The organism is Sulfuricurvum sp. (assembly GCF_028681615.1).
Lineage (GTDB): Bacteria > Campylobacterota > Campylobacteria > Campylobacterales > Sulfurimonadaceae > Sulfuricurvum.
The window spans coordinates 217,449-243,878 of the sequence record NZ_JAQUHV010000002.1 but is presented as its reverse complement, the minus strand read 5'-3'; the positions used below and the strand labels follow the sequence as shown (position 1 = coordinate 243,878).

Below are 26,430 nucleotides of genomic sequence, written 5' to 3'. Positions count from 1 at the left end.
TATGTCTACGATCTTCGGACCTGTGCATTCACGCCGTTTCGGCGTATCGCTCGGGATCGACCTCTCTTCTTCTAGCAAACAATGTAATTTTGACTGTCTCTACTGTGAACTTGCTCCTGCACCCGCGATGGCACACCAGCATACAATTACTCCGGTAGAAACAATCATCACCGATTTGCAAGAAGCTCTGATCAATCACCCTACTATTGATGTAATTACGATCACGGCTAACGGTGAACCTACTATGTACCCTTATTTGAGTGAGCTGATTGATCAAATCGATCAAATGAAAGGGAATATCCAAACCTTAATTCTCTCAAACAGTGCATGTCTGAGTGACAAGAATGTTTTCAATTCTCTTTTGAAACTGGATCAGGTCAAGCTTTCTCTCGATGCGGCGACTCCCGAAACATTCAAAAAAATAGATCGCCCCGCTGAGGGGATCGAGATTTCTACGATCATTGAAAGTATTACCCGTTTTTCCCATACATTTAAAGGGAAGCTGTTTTTAGAGATACTGTTCGTCAAAGGTATCAACGACAGCCTCAGCGAAATAAAAGCACTCAACACCGCTTTACTCGACATCCACTGCGAACGTATCGATATAGGGACGATTGACCGTCCTCCGGCATATGCGGTCCAGGGGTTACGTTTTGATGAACTGTACGCCCTCTCACACCATTTTGATCCGACACTCCCGATTCACATCGTATCGCGTACCCATGCAACCGCTACACCAAGCATTTATACCGATGAAGAGATACTGGCAACACTTGATAAACGCCCATTGACGATGGATGATATTGACGCCCTTTTTGATTCGGAATCCAAAGAGCGTTTTCAAAATCTCTTAAAACAAGAAAAAATCACTCAAATTGATCGTTCAAACGTAATCTTTTTTACTCCAACCGAAAATATACATCGAAAACGCTCCAAATAGCCCTATTTTTATTGACAATTGAGCCTTCATAACGTATAATTACGCCCTCATAAACATTCCGGATTAGCTCAGCGGTAGAGTAGGTGACTGTTAATCACTTGGTCGCTGGTTCGAATCCAGCATTCGGAGCCATTTTATGATACTTCTATTTTTCTGTTCCGGATTAGCTCAGCGGTAGAGTAGGTGACTGTTAATCACTTGGTCGCTGGTTCGAATCCAGCATTCGGAGCCACCCTTCACAAACGCTATAAAATAGCCAATTTCAAAGAATTTTAATATCTACCAATTCGTAAAGATTCTTCTGCTTTAACATAACCGATCTCATATCCTACCGATTTGCAAAATGTTACAAAATGTTGCATCCAAAAAGCTCCCTCATAGCAAAATAATTAATTCACATAACATTACTACAAATTGTAGTAGCATAAGTAGTAGTTAGAAGGAAATAGGTACATATAAAGAGCATAAAGAGCAAATAAATATACCATTCAAAATAAAAGAGGTGATATATGCAGCGGCCACACCCAACTCAATTAGAAAGAATGTTAAATGCAGATGAGTTTATCGTCTCAAAGACCGATGGGCATGGAAAAATTCTTTATGGAAATAAGATTTTCATAAAAATTTCGGGGTATGAAGAGAGTGAACTGATAGGTTCACCACACTCTATTCTTCGTCATCCGGATATGCCTAAAATTGTTTTTAAACTATTGTGGGATCGTATCAAAAATAAAGAAGAGATATTTGCGTATGTCAAAAATCTTTGCAAAGATGGATCTTATTATTGGGTTTTTGCAAACGTAACGGCAACGCTTGAATTAAATGGAAATATTCGCGATTTCCATTCGGTTCGGCGCAAACCAAGCGCAAAAGCAATGTCGGTCATTCCTGCATTGTACACACAGCTTATTTCGGCTGAGCATAGTGGTGGAGTAGAAGCTTCAAAAGTATTACTTGATAAAATCTTGAATGAAAAAGGGATCAGTTATGACGAGTTTATCCTCAGCCTTCAACAATAAACAAACGCTTCTGTATCTGATACTCTCAACAGGGGCAGCAATTTATTTTGCCTTTCTTGGAATGGTTATCCCCTCTATTGTACTAGGAATTATGGCCTTATTAGGCTTGTTCATACCGGAGGAAGAGGCTTGTGAAAAAATTTTTATGGACAATACAATCCGCCAAATACGGGATGTTCTTATAAAAGCCGGAAGTGGGAATTTATCAGAACGAATTACGAGTATTCCAAGTACCCATGTAATGCAAAGTGTAGCATGGGGAATTAATGATCTGCTTGATCAGACGGAACAGATGATGCGTGATATCCGAGATTCTATTAAAGCAGCTAATTCTGGTAACAGTAAAAGAATTATATTTAGCGAGGGATATAAAGGGGATTTTGCCGCAGCATGTCCTGAGCTTAATAGGGCTATTGGCTTGATTTCAGAATCGTACAGAGGAAAAATGACCGCTGAGCTTTCTGCATCATTTGAGCTTACCAGCGGTGGCGTAGGCAGCGGTCTATCTGTTATACAAAATGATATTATTAAAAATCTAGAATTTTCAGAACGCATCAGTAATGCCTCATCTGAGACAGCACAAAGAGTTGCTCAAAGCCAAGTATCGATTGGAAATGTAATAGGGAACTTGGAACATCTATTGGAACTTATTTCCGAATCTGGTACCTCAATTGTATCTTTAAATGAAAAGACGGGAGAAATTACGACAATTGCTAATCTTATCAAAGATATTGCCGATCAAACAAATCTGTTAGCACTCAATGCTGCTATCGAAGCGGCACGAGCAGGTGAGCATGGAAGAGGATTTGCAGTGGTTGCTGACGAAGTACGCAAGCTTGCTGAACGAACGCAAAAAGCAACCATGGAGATATCGATGACACTTCAAACACTTCAGCAAGAAGCAAGTGATATCTTGACAAGTTCTGAACAAATTGGTTTCATAGCAGCAGATTCTCGCACAAATATATATACGTTTGAAGAAGTAATCGGCAATTTTGCCACAACAGTCTCTACGACAGCTAAGATGTCACAATATATCAGTGCCTCATTGAATGCGACTCTCGTAAAAGTTGACCATATTATTTTTAAACATGAGACGTATTCAACTATTATCAGAAAAGATAGCGCAAAAGTGTCAAGCTTTACGGACCATCATGGTTGTCGAATGGGTAAATGGTACGATAGCGGAGCGGGTAAACAATTCTTCTCACATACCAAAGCGTATCAAAGAATGGAATCACCACATGCACTTGTGCATCGTATGGCATTGGAAGCACTTAACTCCGCAGTCAACAAAGAATATTCAGTTACACAAAATCATCCGCAAATTATTGCAAATGTGACTAAAATGGAAGAATCAAGTCGTGAACTCTTTGCATTGCTTGATGCAATGATTATTGAAGCGAATCCAGAAATAATATGAAAAGAGTTGTAAAATCTCTACAATTGCTCATTTTTAGTTATTTTTCTTAGTCTAAGTATTGGATCTAGCGTGAAAAAAATTTAATTTCTACGCTCTTTTCACCTTTTTAGATTCTGATATATCGTTTCCAATAAAGTGGTCAATTCTTCTTTTTGCTTTTTATTAACCCCGCTCAACGCTTTTTCCATAACGGTGTCTCCCATTTGGATGAGTACATCTCTAAGTTTCTGTCCTTCCGGGGTAATTTTAATAATATAGGCTCTTCTGTCGTTTTCTTTCGGTACGCGTTTGACGAGACCTTTTGTCTCCAGTTTATCCAGCATCAAAGTAAGATTCGATTGCTCAAAATAGGTATCTTGCGCCAACTCTTTCTGGGTGCAATCGTCTTTTTCACTTAATCGGATCAGAATCACACGATGGGCATACGACAGGTCATAGGGTTTAAGTACGTTTTCAAACTCTTTTTTAAGTATGTTTCTCACTTTTGCTATGAGAAACACGATTGACTTATCCGATTCAAAACCCATGAAAATCTCTTTCTAGACTTTGATTCGATTGGTTTCAGGGTCATAATGGTCACATTTATAACCTCTAAAGCCTTCTACCATTCGGACAATATTTTTAATCGGTGTAGGATTGAATAAACGACGTATATAATGATTGTTCACACAATCTTCACATCTCGGTATAACACAATGGATAGCATCACTGACAACCAAAATCGACTGATCCGGACTTATTTGGAGAATATGATCGACACATTGTTGGCCATTTTCAATATTGTGATCAATAATGACTACATCATATTTTTCTTTTTGATAAGTGATAAATACTTCGCCTAATGTACACGCTGTATCGACGCTTCTATTGATCTCTTCTTCTAACAACATTTTCCGAGTTTGAAGCTGAAAGCCGCTCCGATCTATCATTAATATTTTCATTTAATAATTATGACAAAAATTGTGTTAAAATCCAGTGACATCTAAACGATAATCATCTAAGTTTAAAATGATCGTATATTTTATTGTTACAAAAAAACACTCTTTAATTGATCAAGCTCTTCCGTACTCGTCTTTAAAACGAACGATATCATCTTCTTCCAAATAAGTTCCAGACTGGACTTCAATCACTTCCAAGGGAATCTTTCCAGGATTCTGAAGAGAATGTTTCATTCCAAGAGGTATATGTATTGACTGATTTTCACCCAATATGTAGGTTTTATCATCTAAAGTGACATTTGCTGTCCCTTGAACGATTACCCAGTGTTCTGCACGATGATAATGCATTTGAAACGAGAGCTTTTCTCCGGGTTTCACAACAATACGTTTAACTTGAAAACGATCTGCTTTATCTAATGTCGTATAAAAGCCCCAAGGACGATGAACTTCCTGATGTTTCTCGACAATATCAATATCACATGATTTTAGCGCCGAAACAAGATCTTTGACGTCCTGTGAATGTGATTTATCAGCAACTAGCACCGCATCATCAGTAGCAACAATAATGAGTCCGTCTACACCCGTAACAGCAACACGTTTTGATGAACTGCGAATGTAAGAATTCGTTGTCTTTAGAGCCAATACATTCCCAATCATTACATTTCCTGATTCATCAGGTCCAGAGATGTTCCACAATGCTTCCCACGACCCTACATCGCTCCACATCCCTTCATATGGAACCATTGCACCTTTTTTGGAATGTTCCATTACAGCGTAATCTATTGATTCGGAAGGGATAGATTCAAACAGTTCTGAATCGAATCGTATAAAATCAAGATCATTTTCTTCTGACGATACAACTTGAAGACACGTTTCGTATATATCCAGTCGAAATTGGCGCAACTCATCCAATATAAGGGTCGCTTTAAACATAAACATACCGCTATTCCAATAATGGCTGCCTTGTGCAAGCATCTTTTCAGCCATATCCTGATTCGGTTTTTCGATAAAGGCACCCACTCGGTACCCTATTTTTGCACCAAGCGGATCTGATATGCGAATATAACCATATCCTGTTTCAGGAGATGTGGGAAAGACACCGAATGTCACCAAAAAATCATCATTGCTCAAAGTTACTGCCGAATTCACAGCTTTCGTAAATATAGGTACCGATTCAATAGCATGATCTGAAGATAGAACCAAAAGATGGGCATCTGAATGACGTTTTAATACGTCCAGTGCAGCCAAAACAATAGCAGGAGCGGTATTTTTTCCAAAAGGCTCAAGTAAAATTCTTCCTTTAATTTTACACTGGCGCATCTGTTCAGCAACGACAAAGCGATGTTCTTCATTTGCAACCACAATGATTTCACTCAACCCTTGTATCCCTTTTAAACGTTCCAGTGTCTGCTGGAACATTGTCCCTTCACCATAAAGGTTCAAAAATTGCTTCGGATATGCTTTTCGTGAAAGTGGCCACAAACGTGTACCCGACCCTCCTGATAATACAACGGCAACGACTGGAATCATTATTGTTCTCCCTGACATGTCATATTTTCTAACAGTGCAATATTTTCACTGCTTAGTTCTCCGGTAACATCCAACAAACTTAAATAATTGTTGACTAATTCATATCCCGCATCGATCGAATCGCGTTTAACTTCATACAATTTAGCTTTGGCATCGAGAACATCCAGCAAACTTTTCAATCCCGCTGCGTTCCCCTGCTCAACAGATTTTAAATAAAGTTCTGCTGATTTTTCAGACTCTTTGAGCGATTGAAGCGTTTCTACATTCAGCTGACTTTCTGACCACAGTTCTTCAAATTTCTGCCGTGTATCCAACTGATTATATTCAACATCGCTACGTGCGGATTCCAATAACATCTCGCCCTCACGCACACGTGATTGAGCATATCCACCTTGAAAAATCGGTATGGACATTTGAACAATTGCCTGATTGTCATATTTATGCGCAACAGTATCTTGGGTATAGGTCTCTTTGCGAACAACGTTTAAATCGACTTTCGGATAATGATCATACTTTCGGATAGCTGCTTGATGTGTCGCAATTTCTTCTGCCGCAACCGAAGCTTTTAAATTCGGATTATTTTCCAGTTTTGCTTCCCATTCTGCACGGTTACGAAATAATTTGTCAAAATCTACCCTTGTAAAATCAAATTTTGGCAGATCTTTAACAGGTTCTTTGATCAAATGTTCAAGTCTAAGTACCGCAACTTTCGCACGTTTTTGTTCTGCAAGTAATTCGGACAAAGCCTTGTCACTGTGTGATTTTGCATCAAGTAAATCGATACGGTTGGTTAGTCCGTATTTGAGTTTCTCTTCCTGTTCTTTGAATTTGGTTTCATAATAATCCCTTTTGGATGTAAGAAGTTCAACATTACCCGCAGTTTTAATGAGATTAAAATACGCTTTTGCAACATCTATTCCCAATTTCTGCGCTTCAGATAGAAGTTGAAAATTTGCGGCTTGCTGCCGTGCTTTGGATTCGTCGATTCCACGCCACAATTCCGGATGATAGAGTACTTGCGATGCCGATACTGAATAACTTTTATAGTTTTCATTTACCGGTTTTTTAAGATACTGCGCATCATATCCATAACTACCCCACGAAAGTGTCCCCTGAAGCTGCGGATACAAGCGGGATCTGCTTTGTGCCACCGTCTCTTTTGTCGCCTCAGTTTTAAGCATTAACGAGCGTAGGTGCGGTTCATTTTTAAGTGCCAAATCATATGCATTACTCAACATCAGAGGTTCTGCACCCCAACCGAGGATACTGCATGCCATTATGGAGATTACACTGTAGGCTAATTTCATTCTTGATCCTCCATCAGTTTTTCAACTTTTTTCATAAATTCTTCCTTAAAACGGCTTGTTGAAAAATTCATTGCCCACTCTCTACACCTTTCAGGAACAAATTTTTCTTGATTGGATTCAAAAAGAGCAACTGCCATTCTCAGAGATTCCTCATTCTGATGGGCAACAAAGACCCCAGTCGGGTTCTCTTGATTCAGACCCCTCACTGTTTCTGCCGCACCACCGCATCTGTATGCAATCACAGGCGTTCCGGACGCTAGCGCTTCAAGCGGAGCAATACCGAAATCTTCTTTTGGCATAAAAATAAACGCTTTGGCCAAAGAGAGTTTTTTCAGCATCATATTTCGCTCGAGATACCCTTCCAATGTCACATTATCTGGAAGATTTTTGGAGAGATCATGATACATCGGTCCGTCACCTATCACAATAAGCTGCTTATCGGGCATCATACGAAACGCTTCTATTATCAGATCAATTCGTTTATAAGGGACAAATCGTGACACCGTAATATAATAATCTTCTTTCTGTGCCGTAAAAATAGTACCTTCTATATCAACAGGAGGATAAATAACAGTTGCATCTCTTCCCCATGATTTGCGAATACGCTTTCGGATGAAATGAGAAATAGCCACTATGACATCAGGACGAAGGGAAGATGCCGTATCCCACAATCGAAAATGATAGAACCAATGGCGTAAAAAAAACCGTTTAAACCCTCTTCCCAAGACACCGATACGATCATGTTCATAACTTAAATCCCATGCATAACGCATTGGAGAATAGATATAAGCCAAATGCTTTTGGTGAGGATGAACAATTACACCCTTGGCAACGGCATGCGAATCAGAAATAATCAGATCGTATTGTTCCAAGTCAAACTGTTCAATCCAAAACGGCATCATCCAAATCATATGACGATAATGCTTTGCCAAAAATGGGATTTTTTGCAAAGGGGATGTGAATATACGATGCCTATCCAACCAGCCGCGTTCTGCTTTTGGAAGAATATCGACGATTGTGTAGATATCTGCTTGAGGGTACATTTCTAATACCTGTTTAAGGGTATATTCTGCTCCCCCCATTACGGTCAGCCAGTCATGAATAACGGCAACCCGAAGGCTACTGCTCATTGAAAGCTCTGGCAGCCATATACTTAAACGGATGTATTATATAATCCAAGAAAGTTCGGCTGGCAACAACAATCATAACTTCTGCAGGAATGCCCGGCTGTATTGACAAATGATTCCGCAAAAGCTCTTTTTGACCCTCTGCGGTAACACGAATTTGAGCTGGATAATAAAGGCTTTTTGTCGTTTCATCCACCACTGTATCAGGAGCGATTTGAATCACTTCTCCCATGACTGTATTGAGTGATTTGATATGAGAAAATCCCGGGAAACGGATTTCCGCTTTAAGTCCAACGTGAACATTAACAATATCGGTTGCCGCAATTCTTGCATCAATGATAAGCGGTTCACCTTCTGGAACAATCTCCATGACCGGCTTGCCGGAAGGAACAACCCCTCCGATTGTATGAATTTGAAGATTAGTAACGATCCCCTCGACCGGAGCGACCATTTTTGTCCGTTTCAAGGTATCTTGAAGGGCAAAAAGTCGTGCACGATTATCTGACAACTTGGCTTGAACATCACTCAGTTCACTGACAACCTGCTGTATAAATTTTTGTTTATCAGCTATCATCTGCGCCTGTACTTCGCTAATTTGTGCTTTTGCTCGTCCAATCTCGGCCTTTGCATTGGCGATATCACCATCTGTACGAACTTTTTCACGTTTAACATCGCGTAATCTCATTTTATCGATCAGCTGCTGCTGATAGAGTACTTCCCATTCCTTAATCTCACCATCGTATGAGTTTGAAAGCGATGATTTACTGGCAATGGTAGCCTCCAGCCCATCGACCTGATTATGAAGCTGTTCAATCCGTTCTGTAAGGACTTGTTTTTCATCGATGAGCTGCTGTGCTCTGGCAGTGAATTCTCTTCTCTGCGCTTCCATAATCATTGTTCGTGCAGCAGAATTTTGCATTTTATCCATATCCGGACTGAATGTAATAAAACTTTTGCCGTCACGTTCGGCAATCAACCGTGACTCTGTACCAAGATTTTCATAATACTGAGACAAAATAATCTGTAATTGTGCATTGGCCTGGGTAGAATCGAGCTCTATTAGTTCCTGACCGACTTTTACAGTGTCACCATCTTTAACCAAAATCGCTTTGACAATCCCGCCGTCTAAATGTTGAATCATTCGATTGCTGGAAGCAACACTAACTTTTCCCGATGCCGCGACAGCACTGCTTAAAGGAGCGAATGCACTCCATACTCCGAACACTCCAACCAACAGACCTAGAACAATCAATCCGAGCCGTCGATAATGACGATCTTCCGTTTGCGGAGAAGGCGGTGTTTCGGGTAAAACGAGCTGCACATTTTCTGTTTGACTCACGATTGTACTCCTTGTGGTTCTTGAATCGTCGATTGTGGTTTTGGAGCAAGGGCTGCAAGCACCTCGTCACGTGATCCAAAAAGGTGAAGCTGTCCTTCACGCATAAAGGCGATTTTATCCGTCACACCCAAAATGGACGGGCGGTGCGTAATAAGGACAACAGTGGTAAGCCGCTTTTTAAGCTCTAAAATAACCCCTACCAATGCCCGTTCTCCTACATCATCGAGATTCGAATTTGGTTCGTCAAGAACGACAATTTTAGGATAGCAGTAAATTGCACGTGCCAGTCCGATCCGTTGACGTTGTCCGCCTGAGAGAGCAATCCCTCCCGGCCCTATCGGCGTGTCATATCCTTGAGGCAATTGTAAAATCATTTCATGAACACCCGCTACTTGGGCTGCTTCAACGACCATTTCGGGTTTAGGATCTTCGTAACGGGCAATATTTTCACTGATTGTACCGTCGAAAAGTTCTACATCTTGAGGTAAATAACCGATATAACTTCCTAAATCTCCACGATCGTAATGGGATATTTCCGCACTGTCAATGCGGACTTTCCCATTGATGCACGGCCAAACACCAAGCATCGCCCGTGCCAGAGAAGACTTACCGGCCGCACTCGGTCCAATAACACCGATCGTTTCTCCTGCTTTAATTGACATACTCACTCCACGAAGCGACGGTATTTTTGATCCGGGAGGAATAACCACAATCCCTTCCAAATCGATGTATCCTTTTGGTGCCGGGAGCGGTGTCGGATGTGCTGCTTCTGGGAATTCAGCTAAAAGTTCACCAAGGCGTTGATACGCGATCCGCGCCGAGGTAAATTGTTTCCATGTACTCGTCATCAAATCGATCGGCGCCAATGCACGTCCCATAATAATCGATCCGGCGATCATCATACCGGGTGTCAATTCACCGATGATTGCCAAATAACCGCCTAGTCCCAATACCATAGACTGCATCAGCATACGGACAACTTTACTCACATTCGACCATAATCCTGCTTCATCACTGGCATTGGACTGCTCGTTTAGAAATGAGATGTAGCGGCTGTACCATCTTCGGCGGACATTTGCATGCATCCCCATTGCTTCGATGATTTCAGAATTTCGCAAACTTGCCTGGATAAAGCTTTGGGAAGACTGATAGTGACGATTTGAGGCTTCCAGCACTTGTTTTGTCCGTTTTTCATTAATAAGCGTCAGAGAAAGGGCAACAATCACTGCAAAAATGGCAAACCAACCGAAGAGAGGATGGAATAAAAACATAATTGCAATATAGATCGGCATCCAAGGGGCATCAAAAAAAGCAAATAATGGTGTCCCTGTCAAAAATTGGCGGATTTGTGCCAAATCGCCCAATGGCTGTGCCGTTGATTTCCCCGGATAGCGATTTGCCAGAGCGAACATCGCATCAAAAAGACGTGTGCTCATCTGTGAATCAATCTTGTTTCCCACTCTGATCAAAACACGCGAACGGACAAATTCCAACGTCCCCATCACTGCAAACATCGCTATGACAATAAGCGTCAACATCAATAAAGTCTCTTGCGAACGGCTTGCCAATACCCTATCGTACAACTGGAGCATATATAACGAGGGAACCAGCATCAACAGGTTAATAAACAGGCTTACGAAACCGGCAAAATAAAATGATTTTTTGAGGACTAAAACTGCTTTTTTTAATTCATTTTCATCTGGTTTTTTGGGGTGTTGTGACATATACGGAAAGTACCTTTGGCAAAAAAATAAAGAAATCACTATTATTTGCAATAAATCAAAAAATAATTTGAAATTGTAGCAAACTTTGTGTTAACTTTCCAGTAAAGCCGGTGATATTCCCCAATGCAGATGGGGTGCTGCCGCGAAGATCGATCTAATCACAGCCATCATAAGCCTATCGTCCAACTCAGCAAGAGTGACTGCACCTCTGCCTCTTAGACGTATCTCAAATACCCCTTTTCCAGAGTTGAATGTCATATCTACCCCATCAAGCAATACCGCTTCTTTCTCCATCACTACCAGTGTTCCGCCATCAGTTGCAGAAGGTCCTGACCGACTGTTATCCAAAGATTTAGCAGAAGCGAAATTTTTGGCGTTTCCGTGCCGGTAAAGATAGTCTTCCCACGATGGGAGTAATTTGAGTAAAAATGCACGGGTTATCCAAAAGTCTACCCGATTCGGATAGTCAGCATAATTGATCACTAAACGAATCCGATCTTCGCGCTCAGAATAATAAGGGGTAAAGGTTTTTGCAATGATTGCTAATCTATTTGAATGCACGCCGCCTCTTTTTGCGGAAGATTTTTAAAAGGTAAAAGATAAAGAATCTGGCTGAACTATGTCACCCTATGTCCATGCATTCTGTCTCCTTTGCAAATATCCCCCCCTTTTTAAAACAGGACAATTTCGCCCATATTTTGGTGCATGTGCAGCGGAGATATCCCCACCAGCACCATGCCCTGCTGTTTTATCGCGCCTGCTATTTGGTCTCCGTCAAACACGACCAGCGTTGCCATACCTTCACCGGTATAATTGTCATCTTGGGTAAAAGTTTCAGTGGCTTCATTATAGCTTCCCCTGACAGCAAAATAGTGCTGATCACTGACTAATCCATCGGAAGGTTTCGAAACCGGAATAAGCGATGCATTGTTAAAACGTATTATTTCTCCTACCTGAGTTAATGAGAGTATCTGACTGACGTCATAGTTGAAAGTAAACACATCGCCGTTGTTTAAAACATGATCATTCCCTAAATTGACTGTAACAGTGTTGGCATTGTTGTTAGATGAGTCCGGAGGAGTATAGCCCAGCAATAAAGAAGAGCTGATGTCATGTGAACTGCTGATCGTAAATGCATTGGAATTAAATGTTGTTCCTGTCGAATTTCCTGCGGCATCGAGCTGTTTGACTTGAATCTGACTTGCGGCGTATTGTCCCGGTGCAATATCAAACGATGGACTCTGACTTGTAGTCTGATTCCATGTTGCACCACTGTTGACACTGTACCACGAGGTCACTCCATTCATCTCGCCAGTTGTTTGGCCAATCGCAATTTTAGAGCGCTGTACATAGGTCATCAGATCTATCTGCTCATAGCTGTTATCATACCACATCAGCAAGGAACCGGGCTGATCGGTATCGATGCCCACCCAGATCGGAGCAATATTCTGATCGGGTGAATTTCCGGCAAGGTCAGTTGCTCTTGCCGTAAACTTGTAGGTGTGACCATGGAGCTCGTATGGAACGCTCACCGTACCAAAGGAAAAATTGCCGTTGCTATCTGCCGTCGTTGCCGATAGTTGAACCTCCCATTGGTCATACAAGACTACCGTCGCATTCGACTCCGTCGTTCCGACCAATGAAAATTCAAAGGAATTGGTCGCAAAAATTTCGGGGGATATACGACTTCCCTCACTGGCGGGAAGGCCAAAATTTGAAATCACCGGCGCTGTTGTGTCGAGCGTGATATTCAAAGGTAAAGAGACAGCCAGCAAATTTCCGGATGTATCAAGCTGCATCGCCTTGATCGCGTGAACACCATCTGGGAGAGGAGAGCCATCAGGTACAACCTGGTTAACAAGGTCAAGCAAAGCAGTATATTCTGTGGCAGTTCGGGAGAACGGAACCGAATTGATGTATTCTCCTGCGTCTTGCTGATTGTTACCGTTAAGATCATCAAAAAATTCGACAACGCTGTCCGCCTGAGAGAGTTTAAGGGATACTTTTACACTGTTGTATTGATTTATAATATGATCGCTGTGACTGACCCCCGTATCCGATGCAGGATCAAGGAATATGGTGCTGTTAGCAATCGTGTCGATACTCGCGATCGCCGATCCGGCAGTGGCACTGTCGCCCGTTACACCGGTCATAACCGATACAGCCAAATCGACATCGTTCAGATTTGCCTGTGCATAGTAAAGCCCGACCGCCGTTTTATTATCCAGAATATTTGCATCCAAAGTACTCCCGGTCGGTGCATGTGCTCCGTTTATCAAAGCTATAAGCATATTGCTTTGCGAGATGGTATGCGTGGTGAGCTGCTGTACCCAATACGCCAATCCGTCGGAATCAGGCGATCGGTTAAAGAGATTCTGATAGGCAAGTGTTATCTTCTCGCTTACACTCATAGAAGGTGTATAAATCGCCTGCGTTTCACTTTGATCGAAAAAACTTTGGGCAATATCTTCCAACGTCGGCAAACCCGACTGATATACCCAGTAATAAAGCCCTGCCGCATCCGGAGCACGGTTAAACGTAGCAACATACAACTCCGCTACGCTCTGATTCGTAATAGCCATTTGCCACCTCCACTCATCAATATTTATAAGTATGCCATATCTCTGTTCAAATGTGCACGGTTTCAATAATATTACCATCTTTCGAATGGTTTCTGCATGATTACGGTTCGTCCATTTCTGTATTAAGAAGATCATAAATGAAGAGTGTATTTGCAAGAGAGGTGAAAAATGAAACTTATTCGTTGAAAAAGGGCTTTACAGTAGGTTACAATCGATATTTGTACTATGGAACCATGTTATGTGTTGTACTCTGCTAGGGGTAAAAAAAAAGCCTCCGCCCTATCAAGGGAAGAGGCTTTGAAAAAACGTTCTACTGAAAGCAGATCGCTTAGGATGATCAACCGAAAGTAATGTCAGTTACAGCAAATGAAGTTGTACCAGCAAGCTCGATCACCATATCATTAGCAGCTGAATAGCTACCGTCATGGTTAACGTCTACGAATACATATCCGTTAGTACCGTCTGTAGCAAATGCAACAGCACGATCAACAACACCAGTAGAGAAGAAATCTGCTCCTGTGCCAATGAACGTTTGCATTGCTGCTGCAGTAGTACCGCCGATCGCACCTTTTTGGATGATGTCCGCACGTGCATCACCTGTCGCCAAGTTAAGAAGTGAAGACAACTCGATCAAGTCAGTACCAGATGTATTAAAGCCAGTGATAACGTCAAATCCAGTCATCGTATCTGCTACGCCATCTGCCGGAGTAGTTGTATCAGTCAATGTCATTTGTGAATCTGTTTTGCTTGCAAAACGGATTGTGTCATCACCTAGACCAAGAGTAACAGTGTCCGCACCTGCGTTCGTTTGGATAAGGTCACCATTAGCAGTTGATGTATATGTATCCGCTGCTGCAGAACCTTTGAATGTTACACCACCCGTAATAGAACCGGTTGACGCGTCTACGTTAACACCCGCCGTATTTGCGCTTGCATCTACGAAAGTCAATGCTGTAGCATCTGTGAACGTTACCGTCGCTTGAGCGTTTCCGTCGATAACGAGTTTTGTCATATTTGCCGCATCATAATCAACTGTGTTGTTATAATCTGCTGATGTCAATGCATCGTTCGCACCCAAAGAAGATTCTACAGATGCTGTCGTCGCGTTTGATGTAAGGTTGATTGTTTCATACCCTGTCGCAATGATAACAGCATTTGATTCATTATCCGCCGTTGTGTCTGTATTGGTATCTGTAGCAGAAACCGTCATACCAAGAGTATCGGTTGTTCCTGTTGCATCTGCAAGAGCCATAGTAATAGCATCTGTGTCTACAAATGAATCAAGAGAAAGTTTGGTATCCGCCGCAGCGTTGTCGATTGTTACAGCGCCAGCGATATAACCGTTTGCACTCACATCTTTCAATGATGGTTCAACAGACATATCATATGTACCTATACCCGCAGTGAAATCAAGTACTTCGAAGTTACTGATGTTCGCAGCACTTGCAGCGTACAATAATGCACCGTTCGCAATTACGATCGTGTCACGACCTTCTCCACCGTTAAGTGTACCTGCCAATGCATCACCGAAATCCAATCCTGTAATGTCTACGCGGTCATTACCTGCACCTGTAGAAACATTTGCCTGTACCGTATCCAATGTAATGGTATCGTTACCGCTTCCAGATTGAACATCAACGATGATTGTATCAAGAGATGCACCATTGTCTGAGTATGCGCCCAATGTCAAGTCACCTGTCATTGCCGCTGCGTCCACTGTCAAACCATCGTTATCGCCGTTGGTGTCAAACGTTACATTTCCGGCACCGGTAATGGTGAAGTTTGCAACACCTCCATCTGTCACATCGATCGTATTCACTGTCAAGTCAGCGTTTGCCGTAATGGTATACGTTTGTACTGCCGGATACGTACCGTCTCCGTAAGAATACGCATCGATATAATCCAATACCGAAGCGCCGTTTACCACAACGTTGATATTTTCCATGTCATATACATCGATAAATGAATCATTGTTAACACTGGTAACGTTGTCCAATGTGATATTCAACGTATCGGTCGAACCGCTTGATTGTACGCTATTGGTATCATCGTACGGATAGAATTCGAAACCTGCGCCGTCTGAATTGCTCATTGAAAGGTTAATCGTGTTGTTAGACAATGTACTGTGGTAATCATCCATTTCAACGTATGAATTGTCAACGTTTGCAATCGTAACTGTCGCGGTACGTTCGATTCCTTCAGAAGCATTATACGTTTCCGCATACACGTATGAATCGGTTGCGTCTGTAAGATTAATCGTTGTATTAATCGCTGTCACAGCCGTGTTGTTTCCGTTGTTATCAGCATATTCATAAACATCTGAATTCATTACGTTTTTAACATCAAGAGTAATGTCAAGCGTTGTAGCCGTAAGATTCGCATAGTTGAATTCTGCATATGCGCTGTCTGCACCGTCAACAGTTCCTGACAATGCCGTAGCACTGCTGTCGCTGAAATACACGTATGCGCTTGCTGAAGTCCCAAGATTGGTCAATGTAACAGCCGTTGATCCAACAACGTCATTGATGTATGTTGAATTGTCAATACCGTCTACTGTCAATGCTGCAAATGCGTTGTTATCGATGTTCAATGTTGTAAGGCTATGCGTATAATCGTTTACGATTGCTTTTTCTACGCTCGTAATTGTTGCCAAGCCCATATTGACAGTTGACGCATCCGTAATCAATTTCAATGTATCCGCACCGCTTCCGCCGTTGATACTGTCACCAAGTGTCAATGTGTCATGCGTTCCGTCTACAATACCTGTAATCGTATCGTTTAATGTTGTTCCGACAACATTGTCTTGACCTGTAGTCAATACAAACGTTTGTCCTGTCGCAGCGATGTCTCCGCCGTTTGCAACGATATTGTCAATCGCAGTTTCTGCAGCAACAACTGATGAATGGTATGCTGTAACTGACGCCAATGAATAATCTGTACCTGTAAGACCCGCATTCGCATAGTAAAGACCTACTTCTGCTTTGTTGGCAACAAGAATCGCATCTGCACCAAGTGCGCCGTCTTTCATCGCTTCGATCATTACTGAACGAGTCATGTTTCCGTTCGCAAGCTCATTGACCCAATATGCAAGCCCAGCTGCATCAGGAGTACGGTTGAAAAGATTTGAATAGATAGAAGTTACAAATTCAGCATCTGTATTCCCTGCTGGATACAATGCCTGTGTTTCCGGCTGATCGAAAAAGCTTTGGGCGATTTGCTCAATGGTTAAACCTGAAAGGTTAACCCAATAATCCAAACCGTCTGCATCGGGTGCACGGTTAAATGTTGCAACGTAAAGTTCTGCAACCTGTTGATTTGTTACTGCCATGTGAATCCTTTTGTGTTTTAGTTTTAGTTTTGTGCGCGCACCGAGCTAACTACACTCGATGATATAAGTATTATCCTCTATACTATTTTAATATATCCTTATTAGTGTATAAAAGTTGGTGATTTCTGAAGATATTGAAGCCCGCATCGATGAAAAGGTGAAAATTCACTTCTGTGTGGCCATTGTTCGATGATTTATTTGATATCGTATGCGCTGAGGGGAAGTGTTTTGAGAGAAGAGAGGAGATTTGTAAAACAGATGAATATGACCCCAAACCGGGAGTCACGTTATTTTTTCGGAAGCAGATTCGATAAAACCTGAGTATAAGTATTACGAGCCGTTTCCGTAATTGCCAATTGCGCTTTTAATCGGGAAATTTCAGCATCGCAAACTCGGAGGTTTGTCAATTGGGCTTTTGCCTCTTCTGAAAGATCAGATATTTTGTATTCTTTGTCGTTGAATTTTAAAATCTTTTTTTCCATTCGTTCCTCTTTGTACTCTGATAGGGGTAAAAAAAAAAGCCTCCGCCCTATCAAGGGAAGAGGCTTTGAAAAAACGTTCTACTGAAAGCAGATCGCTTAGGATGATCAACCGAAAGTAATGTCAGTTACAGCAAATGAAGTTGTACCAGCAAGCTCGATCACCATATCATTAGCAGCTGAATAGCTACCGTCATGGTTAACGTCTACGAATACATATCCGTTAGTACCGTCTGTAGCAAATGCAACAGCACGATCAACAACACCAGTAGAGAAGAAATCTGCTCCTGTGCCAATGAACGTTTGCATTGCTGCTGCAGTAGTACCGCCGATCGCACCTTTTTGGATGATGTCCGCACGTGCATCACCTGTCGCCAAGTTAAGAAGTGAAGACAACTCGATCAAGTCAGTACCAGATGTATTAAAGCCAGTGATAACGTCAAATCCAGTCATCGTATCTGCTACGCCATCTGCCGGAGTAGTTGTATCAGTCAATGTCATTTGTGAATCTGTTTTGCTTGCAAAACGGATTGTGTCATCACCTAGACCAAGAGTAACAGTGTCCGCACCTGCGTTCGTTTGGATAAGGTCACCATTAGCAGTTGATGTATATGTATCCGCTGCTGCAGAACCTTTGAATGTTACACCACCCGTAATAGAACCGGTTGACGCGTCTACGTTAACACCCGCCGTATTTGCGCTTGCATCTACGAAAGTCAATGCTGTAGCATCTGTGAACGTTACCGTCGCTTGAGCGTTTCCGTCGATAACGAGTTTTGTCATATTTGCCGCATCATAATCAACTGTGTTGTTATAATCTGCTGATGTCAATGCATCGTTCGCACCCAAAGAAGATTCTACAGATGCTGTCGTCGCGTTTGATGTAAGGTTGATTGTTTCATACCCTGTCGCAATGATAACAGCATTTGATTCATTATCCGCCGTTGTGTCTGTATTGGTATCTGTAGCAGAAACCGTCATACCAAGAGTATCGGTTGTTCCTGTTGCATCTGCAAGAGCCATAGTAATAGCATCTGTGTCTACAAATGAATCAAGAGAAAGTTTGGTATCCGCCGCAGCGTTGTCGATTGTTACAGCGCCAGCGATATAACCGTTTGCACTCACATCTTTCAATGATGGTTCAACAGACATATCATATGTACCTATACCCGCAGTGAAATCAAGTACTTCGAAGTTACTGATGTTCGCAGCACTTGCAGCGTACAATAATGCACCGTTCGCAATTACGATCGTGTCACGACCTTCTCCACCGTTAAGTGTACCTGCCAATGCATCACCGAAATCCAATCCTGTAATGTCTACGCGGTCATTACCTGCACCTGTAGAAACATTTGCCTGTACCGTATCCAATGTAATGGTATCGTTACCGCTTCCAGATTGAACATCAACGATGATTGTATCAAGAGATGCACCATTGTCTGAGTATGCGCCCAATGTCAAGTCACCTGTCATTGCCGCTGCGTCCACTGTCAAACCATCGTTATCGCCGTTGGTGTCAAACGTTACATTTCCGGCACCGGTAATGGTGAAGTTTGCAACACCTCCATCTGTCACATCGATCGTATTCACTGTCAAGTCAGCGTTTGCCGTAATGGTATACGTTTGTACTGCCGGATACGTACCGTCTCCGTAAGAATACGCATCGATATAATCCAATACCGAAGCGCCGTTTACCACAACGTTGATATTTTCCATGTCATATACATCGATAAATGAATCATTGTTAACACTGGTAACGTTGTCCAATGTGATATTCAACGTATCGGTCGAACCGCTTGATTGTACGCTATTGGTATCATCGTACGGATAGAATTCGAAACCTGCGCCGTCTGAATTGCTCATTGAAAGGTTAATCGTGTTGTTAGACAATGTACTGTGGTAATCATCCATTTCAACGTATGAATTGTCAACGTTTGCAATCGTAACTGTCGCGGTACGTTCGATTCCTTCAGAAGCATTATACGTTTCCGCATACACGTATGAATCGGTTGCGTCTGTAAGATTAATCGTTGTATTAATCGCTGTCACAGCCGTGTTGTTTCCGTTGTTATCAGCATATTCATAAACATCTGAATTCATTACGTTTTTAACATCAAGAGTAATGTCAAGCGTTGTAGCCGTAAGATTCGCATAGTTGAATTCTGCATATGCGCTGTCTGCACCGTCAACAGTTCCTGACAATGCCGTAGCACTGCTGTCGCTGAAATACACGTATGCGCTTGCTGAAGTCCCAAGATTGGTCAATGTAACAGCCGTTGATCCAACAACGTCATTGATGTATGTTGAATTGTCAATACCGTCTACTGTCAATGCTGCAAATGCGTTGTTATCGATGTTCAATGTTGTAAGGCTATGCGTATAATCGTTTACGATTGCTTTTTCTACGCTCGTAATTGTTGCCAAGCCCATATTGACAGTTGACGCATCCGTAATCAATTTCAATGTATCCGCACCGCTTCCGCCGTTGATACTGTCACCAAGTGTCAATGTGTCATGCGTTCCGTCTACAATACCTGTAATCGTATCGTTTAATGTTGTTCCGACAACATTGTCTTGACCTGTAGTCAATACAAACGTTTGTCCTGTCGCAGCGATGTCTCCGCCGTTTGCAACGATATTGTCAATCGCAGTTTCTGCAGCAACAACTGATGAATGGTATGCTGTAACTGACGCCAATGAATAATCTGTACCTGTAAGACCCGCATTCGCATAGTAAAGACCTACTTCTGCTTTGTTGGCAACAAGAATCGCATCTGCACCAAGTGCGCCGTCTTTCATCGCTTCGATCATTACTGAACGAGTCATGTTTCCGTTCGCAAGCTCATTGACCCAATATGCAAGCCCAGCTGCATCAGGAGTACGGTTGAAAAGATTTGAATAGATAGAAGTTACAAATTCAGCATCTGTATTCCCTGCTGGATACAATGCCTGTGTTTCCGGCTGATCGAAAAAGCTTTGGGCGATTTGCTCAATGGTTAAACCTGAAAGGTTAACCCAATAATCCAAACCGTCTGCATCGGGTGCACGGTTAAATGTTGCAACGTAAAGTTCTGCAACCTGTTGATTTGTTACTGCCATGTGAATCCTTTTGTGTTTTAGTTTTAGTTTTGTGCGCGCACCGAGCTAACTACACTCGATGATATAAGTATTATCCTCTATACTATTTTAATATATCCTTAAAACAGCGCGTCCAAGACCATCTCTAATGTTTTATCGTCCATTTATCGATCAAAAAAACTTTCTCACTTTTTTCAAAGTGTCCGAAATCTCTAACGAACTCAACACGATAAACTATTAAATGCGCTGCTATTATAGCTAATTATTTGCAATTTACATTCATTACTCATGAATCTATATTGTTTTCCTGCGTGATAATGTTACTTTTCAGCCCCTTTATTTGCCTCTCCATGTTGTCAAAACACTATCATTTTTCTAGCAGAGACCATCAGAGGGGAAAATCAAATACCAGGGGATATAACAGCTATTGCATCGTTTCGCTTAAACAGCTCGGAGAAGATGCGGAATGTTCCAAAAGATTGATAAAGTCCACCATTTTCTGTGCAACGGCCGCCCATGTGTATCGGGTTTCTATAAGGGTGCGTGCAGCGTCGGTTTTTCGGCGTTTTTCGTCTGTGGAGAGCTGTAAGACCGCCATAATCTGACGAGAAAGGTCATCTTTGTCCGGATCTGCCCAAAGCGAGCCAGCCAAGCCCATATGGGTATCGGCCGGAGCCAACGTATACCCTACCGTCCATGCGGTATCTGCAGTACAAAAGTCGCTCTGTCCCCCATAGCCCGTCGTAATTACAGGGAGATTCAGTAACATCGCCTCGGCCATCGGCAGGCCAAACCCTTCACCGCGGCTCGGTGCTACAAGGCAATCGCACGTGCCGTAAAGGGTCCGTACCTGCGCCATCGAGAGGTCATTTTCGATGATCATCACCCTTTTGTCTGCTCGAATATAGAGGTCATGCGCGGTGTTTTCCCACCCCCAACGGAGCAAATCGGCGCGAAGGGTATTGTGAGGGTTGGGAAAGGTTTTGACAACCAGTGTTAACGGCACTCCGACCTCCTCCAGTGCCGCAATCAAGACATCGACTCCTTTGCGCGGAAAGCACGAAGAGATGTGCAGCAGTTTGATCCCTTCCGGAAGGTCAAATCCAAGAGGTTCAGGAAGATGTCGCAGAATATGATCAGCACCGATTCCCGAAATGCACAGCGGTATGTTAACTCCATTATCGCGCAGCACATTTGCCACATACGTCGACATACAGGCGATGCCGCTGAGACGGCGGTTAAAATTTTGAACGTGTTCTGGCGGAAATACCGATTCTTCCCAGCCGTATGGACCTAATAGTTTGAATACCCCTCCCATCGAAGAAACACGCGGCGGATAGAGGTTTCGGATAACACTACGAGCATGTATAGGGATATCTGACAATGCGGAAAGTACCTCCGGATCATTCGCTAAAAAATCACGGTTCGGCACATAGTTTCCCGGTCCCTCGGTCGCGAACAACGAAACTTCCATTCCCTGCTGAAGCAATGCGCGACCCACTTCGCGGTTCACCAATGCAAGACTGTAGGTACTGTCGCACGGGCCGTCAATGCGGATGCGATCTTCTCGCGGTACCATGAACCCAGAAGGTGGATTCGGTGAAATAACCCCCATATCAGCCAAAAATGAAGCGAGCCGGTTCAGTAGTTCCGCATGCTCGTAACGGCGGAGGATTTCACGCTGCTGCAGGAGCAAAACGGTGCGGAGAACAGGTGTTTCCATCAGCTTGATAATTTTTTCGGCGACTTGTGTGGGGGTTCTAAATGATAGTCGGGCCTGGAGCGGGAGATTTTCTCCTACAGCGGCAATATCGTACCCCAATACGGGAATATCGTATCGCATCGCTTCGATCATGGGAATACCAAATCCCTCATGCAGACTCATAGATAGGTAGAGATCTGCACGCGTATAGAGGGCACCGAGGGCTTCGTCCGAAATTTTCCCCGTAATCATGACATCGCCATCCAATTCCAACAAAGAAATATGCTTGCGGAGAAACTCAGCATACGTGCTGTCACTGAACCCTCCGGCAAGAACAAGAACGACATCAACAACGGAACGGTTCTTTAGCGCATAGAGGATATCAACAAGCTGATGCTGCGCTTTGTTTGTCACGATTCTGCCGACGAAGAGGATAACATATTTCTCTCCCAATGGCGGAAGCGTCGAGACATCAGGCTGAATCATAGGTTCTGATGTATCGACCAGTAACGGCAGTACCTGCACATCTGGGTAGCCCAAGCGTTTCAATTCACGGGCATTGTACTCCGAATCGGCATAAGCACCGCAAAAATATGACGATGATACAGATAGCTGCATGCGACCCAATCTGCACAGTGCATACAAACGGGGGGTATCTGCGAAAAAAAACTCAGGGGTAATGTTATGATAAACGATGATTTTACGGACATCCAGCACCATCAGCGCATCGTGGTCACGATGTCCTATCGAGTAATGATAGAGGAGTATATCGTCAGGTGCAGGATCAAAGTCTTCTATCGAATCAACGCGGTTTGAAAGGATCGGATCGATTTTTCGGGCATAAATACGAGAAATGAACCCCAGCTCGGATAAAAGTGTCTGAGTCAATAAAACCCCTCCGCTCACACCGTCTCCTACGGCAACAGATGGGGTAAATTGATGTATTGCTACGGATAAAGTCATACCACGGTATCGTCGGAAGAGTGTGCAAGGATTTGTATATCGAGTCCCGCTTCGTCGAGGCGCTGTTGAAGCGAGAGCGTCTGATAATAGATCTGCCGTGTGACCATTTTTTCGACCATAGGTTCCAAAGACTCCATGCGTTGTTCCAAAATTTCAATACGATCTTTCAAAACAGTGTTTTCATCTCTAAGGCGGTAAAGTTCCTCTTCCGCAAGCGATACACGAAATTTCAGATTGTTAAGATGTATCAGAGTATTTAAAAAAGAGCCAACCCGTTGTTTCAGTCTGCCTGTCTTCATCACGCACTTCCTCCTTTCGATCTTTTCTGACCGGATTGGGAAAGGAGATCAAAGAAACGTTCCGATAGGCGGGAATATAAGCGCTCTTCCCTCCATTTTACGGCACGGGATGAGCGCTCAAAATCAACCGAATCCCCTTTTCCCTTTTGTCGGATAAATGCCTCAATTCCATCGGCAATACCTTCTACCGTCGTCGATGGAAGGGTAATCACAATGTCCCGTACATCATCAAAAATTTTCAAAGGGGTCACCGCAACAGGACGAAGTGAAGCCAACCCCATACGAACTGCAGCACTGGATGATTCTCCCGTCTCCTGATAAGGATAAATAATCAAATCGGCTTTTGCCAAATATCCCAAACTCATTTCATCCGGTAAAAATTCACTCAGCAACGTCACATTTTTTTCGATTTTGTAGGCGGCAATTTTCTTCTGTGCCTGTGCTATCAAGGATTCAGAGACCTCTGCAGGATATGCAGCGTTTACCATGAGCAAATGAATTTGAACGCCTCTGTCAATCAAGCGTTTGAAAGCATCAATCAGTTCCAAAAAGCCTTTATGGGGAAGAAAAAAACCGTAACTTGCAATCACAAAAGGGGCCGTTATATCATCCGTATCAACGTTTGAAGGAAGCGTATCAACAATACCTTGAGGGAAAAGAACGACATTTTCAGTTACGCCTATTTTTCCAAGATTTTCAAGATCATTTTCTGCGTGTACAATCACCTTATCGCAAAGACGAAGCGCCTGCCGAATCCCAATCAGTTGCTTTTGCGTATTGTCTGTTGTCGCATGAAGCGTAATAACAACGGATCTGCCTTGTGCAACCATCTCTTGGATAAAGGTTTGCAATGCCGGAAATTGAAAAAAGCCATAATTAAATTGTATTACTACTGTCGCAATATCATTCTCTTGAATCGCTTTAACCAGCCTTTTTAAGTCATCGTTATCCGGTTGCCAGCATCGAACGACATTCGGTTCGTCCTGTGAGAGCAAAGTCTGCTCAAACGGGGCAAAGACGGTGTATTCAGAGATGTGTTTCCCTGCAAGATATCGGGAATACATAGCTATGCCGCAGCGGGTATTCCATGTTGATATCCAGCCTATCTTTTGGGAAGAGTCTGTCACCGACGAAGCCGCTTCATTTGCTTCGATAGATGCAGCCACCTTTACCAGATCGTTTTGTTTTATCGGATAGTTCTTGGCTATTTTTGAAAGTTTGTCCAATGTTTGATCGAATGAAAGCGAATAGCAGTTTTTTGTCTGTTCGTACTGTCTTTCAAACGCTTCAATAGCTTTTTTTGCCGATGCATCCCACGAAAAATTTTGCGCATATTCCAACGCATGATTTTTCAAATGGGTTCTAAAAGATTCGTCAGTTAATGCATGGAGTATCTTGCTTCCGATTGATTCTATACTATAAGGATCAAAAAGGGCTTCATCCAGCCCGATTACCTCCGGAATACTTGTCGTGTTTGAACCTATAGTCGGAATTCCACAGGACATGGCTTCCAGTACCGGAAGACCAAAGCCTTCAGACAATGAAGGAAAAACAAAAAGATGTGCCGTATTGTATATGGTCAACAGTTCATGATCCGATACATGCCCGGCAAAGATCAAATCATCGTGAGAGAGGCCTGCACGAGCTGCTACGCTGCGCAAATGAGCATATATAGAATCCCACCCATTTCCGATTATAAGCAGTTGAAACTCTTTACGGATTTTTTCAGGGAGCCAAGCAAATGCCCTAATAAGTCTTTCATGATTTTTTCTTTGATCAAAACTGCCGGTAAAAAGCAAAAATTTTCGATGGATTCCGTGTTTTTTAAGAACTTTTTCGGCTTCTATACGGGGGATGCTCAAGGGTCGAAACTTTTTATCCACGGCTGAAGAAATGGTTGTAATAATTTCCGGATCAATGTTCAATAATTCTATCGCTTCTTGTTTGGAAAATTCCGAAATAGCCAGTAAAGAACCCGCTTTTTTGAGATACTCAAGTTTATTGTAATAATGGTCCTTGGTAACGATATCCTGTAGATAAGTATCTTTCTCAACCAGAGGAATCAAATCGTAAAGAGTGACACCTGTTTTTTCTCCTGGAAACACTTCGCCTACAGAGGTTACAACATTATCTCCCAATCCTTCTATCAAACTGCTCACATGAACGATATCTGGATTGAGATCTGCCATGAAACGTTCGCGCAAAATTTCTGCAGAACGTATTCTGAACCGGTTTTCCGGATTTGATTCGTTTAGCGGGCCGGGGACACTGAACACGCGTATCTGTTTTTTCGGTATTATTTTCCCAAGTGATTCATAGAGTTCCGGTATTGTTTCTGGAAAAAGATCGTTTAATACAAAAACAAGCTCATGCCCCCCGCATTGGCGAACCATCGCTTCAGCCAGATTCATCGAATATCTTCCGATCCCTCCCAGTTTGCTGCTGGACTGACATGCCTGCAAATCAATAACTATTCGCATCCTAAACCTTTATTCAACATCATTTTTAAGTCTGTAATATATCTCTTTTGCCCTATCCGAACATGTTTCCAATTCTGTATCCAAGGGGAACCGAAAATGATCAGAGCCGACATTTCCTATCGTATGTACCGGAATTTGCACCATCTTTTTCAATTTCGACGTCAGAAAAGGA

18 protein-coding genes and 2 tRNA genes are annotated in these 26,430 nt (G+C 42.7%); 5 read left to right on the top strand and 15 right to left on the bottom strand.

Annotation, left to right across the window (positions count from 1 at the left end; genetic code table 11):
* The first annotated feature begins 1 nt into the window (after position 1).
* The 5 genes from PHE37_RS04400 (at position 2) to PHE37_RS04380 (ending at position 3,382) form a co-directional block, all read left to right on the top strand.
* Positions 2-940 (top strand): radical SAM protein, encoded by a 939-nt coding sequence (locus tag PHE37_RS04400; RefSeq protein WP_299995862.1) that lies wholly within the window; start codon positions 2-4, stop codon positions 938-940.
* Between the two features lie 57 nt (positions 941-997).
* Positions 998-1,072 (top strand) — tRNA-Asn (locus tag PHE37_RS04395).
* 25 nt (positions 1,073-1,097) lie between these two features.
* A tRNA-Asn gene (locus tag PHE37_RS04390) sits at positions 1,098-1,172 on the top strand.
* 277 nt (positions 1,173-1,449) lie between these two features.
* A complete protein-coding gene (locus tag PHE37_RS04385) occupies positions 1,450-1,959 on the top strand; it encodes a PAS domain-containing protein (RefSeq protein WP_299997114.1) in 510 nt (169 codons plus the stop codon).
* Positions 1,928-3,382 (top strand): methyl-accepting chemotaxis protein, encoded by a 1,455-nt coding sequence (locus PHE37_RS04380; protein WP_299997117.1) that lies wholly within the window; start codon positions 1,928-1,930, stop codon positions 3,380-3,382. The genes PHE37_RS04385 and PHE37_RS04380 overlap by 32 nt, the downstream gene beginning before the upstream one ends.
* Before the next feature lie 98 nt (positions 3,383-3,480).
* On the opposite strand, the gene PHE37_RS04375 is transcribed toward PHE37_RS04380, so the two are convergent.
* From PHE37_RS04375 to PHE37_RS04305, 15 genes are all read right to left on the bottom strand, one after another.
* Positions 3,481-3,909 (bottom strand): MarR family transcriptional regulator, encoded by a 429-nt coding sequence (locus PHE37_RS04375; RefSeq protein ID WP_299997120.1) that lies wholly within the window; start codon positions 3,907-3,909, stop codon positions 3,481-3,483.
* A 12-nt stretch (positions 3,910-3,921) separates the two neighbouring features.
* Positions 3,922-4,311: a hypothetical protein gene (locus tag PHE37_RS04370; RefSeq protein WP_299997123.1), complete on the bottom strand. Its 390-nt coding sequence runs from the start codon at positions 4,309-4,311 to the stop codon at positions 3,922-3,924.
* A gap of 123 nt (positions 4,312-4,434) precedes the next feature.
* Entirely contained in the window at positions 4,435-5,850 is a 1,416-nt protein-coding gene (locus PHE37_RS04365; RefSeq protein WP_299997126.1) for a mannose-1-phosphate guanylyltransferase/mannose-6-phosphate isomerase, read from the bottom strand.
* Positions 5,850-7,157, bottom strand: a complete 1,308-nt coding sequence (locus PHE37_RS04360) for a TolC family protein (RefSeq protein ID WP_299997129.1) — start codon at positions 7,155-7,157, stop codon at positions 5,850-5,852. Before PHE37_RS04360 ends, PHE37_RS04365 begins: the two co-directional genes overlap by 1 nt.
* A complete protein-coding gene (locus tag PHE37_RS04355; RefSeq protein WP_299997132.1) occupies positions 7,154-8,287 on the bottom strand; it encodes a glycosyltransferase in 1,134 nt (377 codons plus the stop codon). Before PHE37_RS04355 ends, PHE37_RS04360 begins: the two co-directional genes overlap by 4 nt.
* On the bottom strand, positions 8,277-9,623 hold the full coding sequence (locus PHE37_RS04350; protein ID WP_300008237.1) for an HlyD family type I secretion periplasmic adaptor subunit: 1,347 nt from the start codon (positions 9,621-9,623) through the stop codon (positions 8,277-8,279). The genes PHE37_RS04355 and PHE37_RS04350 overlap by 11 nt, the downstream gene beginning before the upstream one ends.
* Positions 9,620-11,347 carry a type I secretion system permease/ATPase gene (locus PHE37_RS04345; RefSeq protein ID WP_299993752.1) on the bottom strand — a complete coding sequence of 576 codons (1,728 nt, stop codon included), beginning with the start codon at positions 11,345-11,347 and terminating at the stop codon, positions 9,620-9,622. Before PHE37_RS04345 ends, PHE37_RS04350 begins: the two co-directional genes overlap by 4 nt.
* A 90-nt stretch (positions 11,348-11,437) precedes the next feature.
* On the bottom strand, positions 11,438-11,908 hold the full coding sequence (locus PHE37_RS04340; RefSeq protein ID WP_299993751.1) for a hypothetical protein: 471 nt from the start codon (positions 11,906-11,908) through the stop codon (positions 11,438-11,440).
* Positions 11,909-12,018: 110 nt separating this feature from the next.
* Positions 12,019-13,929 carry a DUF4214 domain-containing protein gene (locus PHE37_RS04335; protein ID WP_299993750.1) on the bottom strand — a complete coding sequence of 637 codons (1,911 nt, stop codon included), beginning with the start codon at positions 13,927-13,929 and terminating at the stop codon, positions 12,019-12,021.
* Positions 13,930-14,266: 337 nt separating this feature from the next.
* Entirely contained in the window at positions 14,267-17,257 is a 2,991-nt protein-coding gene (locus PHE37_RS04330; protein ID WP_299993748.1) for a DUF4214 domain-containing protein, read from the bottom strand.
* A gap of 287 nt (positions 17,258-17,544) precedes the next feature.
* Positions 17,545-17,739: a DUF6447 family protein gene (locus PHE37_RS04325; protein ID WP_299993749.1), complete on the bottom strand. Its 195-nt coding sequence runs from the start codon at positions 17,737-17,739 to the stop codon at positions 17,545-17,547.
* Between the two features lie 105 nt (positions 17,740-17,844).
* On the bottom strand, positions 17,845-20,835 hold the full coding sequence (locus PHE37_RS04320; RefSeq protein ID WP_299993748.1) for a DUF4214 domain-containing protein: 2,991 nt from the start codon (positions 20,833-20,835) through the stop codon (positions 17,845-17,847).
* A gap of 403 nt (positions 20,836-21,238) precedes the next feature.
* Positions 21,239-23,479 carry a glycosyltransferase family 4 protein gene (locus PHE37_RS04315; protein WP_299993747.1) on the bottom strand — a complete coding sequence of 747 codons (2,241 nt, stop codon included), beginning with the start codon at positions 23,477-23,479 and terminating at the stop codon, positions 21,239-21,241.
* Entirely contained in the window at positions 23,476-23,781 is a 306-nt protein-coding gene (locus PHE37_RS04310; RefSeq protein WP_299993746.1) for a hypothetical protein, read from the bottom strand. The genes PHE37_RS04315 and PHE37_RS04310 overlap by 4 nt, the downstream gene beginning before the upstream one ends.
* Positions 23,778-26,258, bottom strand: a complete 2,481-nt coding sequence (locus PHE37_RS04305) for a glycosyltransferase (RefSeq protein ID WP_299993745.1) — start codon at positions 26,256-26,258, stop codon at positions 23,778-23,780. Before PHE37_RS04305 ends, PHE37_RS04310 begins: the two co-directional genes overlap by 4 nt.
* Between the last annotated feature and the right edge of the window lie 172 nt (positions 26,259-26,430).

Bases quoted from the DNA above. Each gene is read 5' to 3' on its own strand.
- PHE37_RS04400 (WP_299995862.1), top strand. From the start codon at position 2: ATGTCTACGATCTTCGGACCTGTGCATTCACGCCGTTTCGGCGTATCG.
- PHE37_RS04385 (WP_299997114.1), top strand. From the start codon at position 1,450: ATGCAGCGGCCACACCCAACTCAATTAGAAAGAATGTTAAATGCAGAT.
- PHE37_RS04380 (WP_299997117.1), top strand. From the start codon at position 1,928: ATGACGAGTTTATCCTCAGCCTTCAACAATAAACAAACGCTTCTGTAT.
- PHE37_RS04375 (WP_299997120.1), bottom strand. From the start codon at position 3,909: ATGGGTTTTGAATCGGATAAGTCAATCGTGTTTCTCATAGCAAAAGTG.
- PHE37_RS04370 (WP_299997123.1), bottom strand. From the start codon at position 4,311: ATGATAGATCGGAGCGGCTTTCAGCTTCAAACTCGGAAAATGTTGTTA.
- PHE37_RS04365 (WP_299997126.1), bottom strand. From the start codon at position 5,850: ATGATTCCAGTCGTTGCCGTTGTATTATCAGGAGGGTCGGGTACACGT.
- PHE37_RS04360 (WP_299997129.1), bottom strand. From the start codon at position 7,157: ATGAAATTAGCCTACAGTGTAATCTCCATAATGGCATGCAGTATCCTC.
- PHE37_RS04355 (WP_299997132.1), bottom strand. From the start codon at position 8,287: ATGAGCAGTAGCCTTCGGGTTGCCGTTATTCATGACTGGCTGACCGTA.
- PHE37_RS04345 (WP_299993752.1), bottom strand. From the start codon at position 11,347: ATGTCACAACACCCCAAAAAACCAGATGAAAATGAATTAAAAAAAGCA.
- PHE37_RS04335 (WP_299993750.1), bottom strand. From the start codon at position 13,929: ATGGCTATTACGAATCAGAGCGTAGCGGAGTTGTATGTTGCTACGTTT.
- PHE37_RS04330 (WP_299993748.1), bottom strand. From the start codon at position 17,257: ATGGCAGTAACAAATCAACAGGTTGCAGAACTTTACGTTGCAACATTT.
- PHE37_RS04325 (WP_299993749.1), bottom strand. From the start codon at position 17,739: ATGGAAAAAAAGATTTTAAAATTCAACGACAAAGAATACAAAATATCT.
- PHE37_RS04320 (WP_299993748.1), bottom strand. From the start codon at position 20,835: ATGGCAGTAACAAATCAACAGGTTGCAGAACTTTACGTTGCAACATTT.
- PHE37_RS04315 (WP_299993747.1), bottom strand. From the start codon at position 23,479: ATGACTTTATCCGTAGCAATACATCAATTTACCCCATCTGTTGCCGTA.
- PHE37_RS04305 (WP_299993745.1), bottom strand. From the start codon at position 26,258: ATGCGAATAGTTATTGATTTGCAGGCATGTCAGTCCAGCAGCAAACTG.